This window comes from Rubritalea sp. (assembly GCF_039830215.1).
Lineage (GTDB): Bacteria > Verrucomicrobiota > Verrucomicrobiia > Verrucomicrobiales > Akkermansiaceae > Rubritalea.
In genome coordinates, this window is sequence record NZ_JBDOPO010000213.1 from 1 (window position 1) to 2,455 (window position 2,455).

2 protein-coding genes are annotated in these 2,455 nt (G+C 43.1%); both read right to left on the bottom strand.

Annotated features, from left to right (window positions below):
• Nucleotides 1–1,033, bottom strand: a 1,033-nt coding sequence (locus ABGY95_RS07135) for a hypothetical protein (RefSeq protein ID WP_347441000.1), incomplete at its 3' end; no start/stop codon positions are given.
• A 33-nt stretch (nucleotides 1,034–1,066) separates the two neighbouring features.
• The coding region (locus ABGY95_RS07140; RefSeq protein WP_347441001.1) for an LIC12162 family protein at nucleotides 1,067–2,455 on the bottom strand (1,389 nt) is incomplete at its 5' end.

Sequence of the window (2,455 nt, forward strand, 5' to 3'; positions counted from 1 at the left end):
CAAAAAGCTCAATCCATAGCAAGTTACTGATTGCGACAGGACCTCGGAGTGAAGTCAGCCAATCATCTTTCATCAAGGGCCATAGTGAGAAATGGGACCCTCTTGGGCGGAATGCTTCTTGAATACTGCGAAGACGAAATGATATAAAAGTGAGCTTAAGCCAATTCCTGAGTACACGACGAACAACCCCCCAGGTTATGTAGCTATAAACAAAAGTGTGTAACCCGTGCTGCTCCCTAGATTGGTTAAAACTTGTTGCACTATTCAGAGCATCTCGAGCACTAGAAACGTCACTACTATCCATGTAATGTTGCAACCAATTGGTATTATAGCCCTCACGCTGAAGAAGCTTGGGCAAATCCGCCCATTGGTAAGAGTAGAACTCCCCCCGCTCATACGATTCTTTACATAAATGGATAAAGTAAGAGCAAAAGAAAAAAACCTTCTCTCCACCAAACCATCTTGGTTTGGCGTGCTTCTTGAGATGCCAGCGACTCCACAGATGACGCAAGCTAATAAAACCTCTCAAAAACATTGGCAGTGCTTGATAAACTGCTTGCAAGCTCAGTGCACGCTTGGAGATGATCGAAGAACGTTTCCATTCGTAAGCAATATTAAGATTCTGACATAAGTCCCGCAGTGCCTTGTGAAGACTTGGATTTGCGGTAACAAGTCGAAGCTTTTCTGGCTTGTTATGGATAATGATTTCTTCTAAGGCGAATAGACGAATAGCGTCCTTTATCCTAGGCGACTTCCACTGACTCTTTTCGACAAGCGAAGTCAACCACCAGTAGCTCAAATCGTCTTGAATAACCAAGTGATCTATAAGGGGCTTTTGCTTGACTTGGCTTTGTCCTAATTCATGGATCCATGAAAGATATTTTCCACGTAATCTTTCGGCATGAGTATCGATATACCGATAAAGAGAACGAGCACCATTCTCTTCCGAGTACCCTTCCCAAGTATACGTTATACCCGGGTATTCGGACGGCTTACCACTAGCATCCCACAGAGTAATCAAGGGGTTTTTCATATACCCAGGCTTTTATTCCGATAACACATCAGTTCAACCAAGGTCTACCCTGACAGTCCCAGGCTCGTTAATGCTCCGGAAGAATCCCACCCATTCGCTAAGCCAGTTTGATCTAACACGTCCACACAGATCAAAAAACATCTCTCGAACTCTGGTAGTATCCTCAAGAGCCCACCATGCATCTGGGTCTTCCCATATTTCATTAACATGATCAGCTGCTAAGACTGGATCAGAGAATACAACTCGCTTTTTCTTTAATTCACTGACTAACTCCCCAAACGCAGTATCCAACTGCCACAGCCTTTCATCATACAGCAGTATAGTCGGAATCCCAGAGTGCATCGCCTCAGAAAAGGTCGTCTGCGGATACGTACAAACAATGAGCCGGGAACGCGCAAACGCTTCCTGCAGTGTTCTAGATGATGGGCTACACTTATGAATACCGAGATCGTCTGCAAATCGATTCTTGGATTGAAACCAACCCCGCCCATTTGATCTCGCTCTAATGCTGAGATGGGGTGTTACTTCTGGAGCGAGCTCGTTGATGAAGTCCAGTTTCTGAACATAATCTTCCATTATATGAGGACCCTTAGGTCCAGATTGGGCTCGGTACGGATATAATGCGGCCTCAAAAGCAACCAAAGTCAAATCTTTCTTAGATTTTCTCTTAATCCCAGCAGAAATGAGTTTTATAGGTGATAATTGAACATGATTATCCTCCAACGGCTGGTGCCACACTATCATTTTATCTGAGATTTTTTCCTGGTGAAGAAATACGGTCATTTCAGACTTAATCGCACCACCATGTTGCGATACAACTAGCTTCTTTCCCTGATCCACATGACCGGCGGACCATACATTGAACAAATCATTTGTAAGGTGTTCGTTTGTTGTAAAGATTGTTCTGGGTTCACTCCTGATGTCATCTACTTTCTTTAATAGTGCCTTATACCCTTCTAAATAGGTAATTGGTATTTGGTCGATAATGTGTGTTTCCAGGAATTTTTCAAAACTATTTTCAGCTGCAATATCAATAACTATTGCACTTCGAACATTAGAAGGCCTTGGCATCCTTATCTCTTCAAAAAATTCACAGTGCTTTCGGGGTAACTGTTTGAGCCTGACTGCCAACCGAATCAGTGATAACGTATCAAATGAGCCACTCACACAAACTACGCTGTACTTTTTTTGGATCTTATCTGCTATTGAGTCCACAACTTGCACAATTTTGTCCCTCAGCGAGCTACCCTGAGACACGATACCGCTTGCATATTCTTCAGAAGGATAGGAATTATTAAATGGCTGAATATGAACTCCTATCTGTTGACTGTACTCCCAGTCAATCATGCTCCTGATCAACTCGTGATTCCAAAGATCATGAAAAATGAGACGTTGGAATTCAGTATGATCGCGAGGAACTAG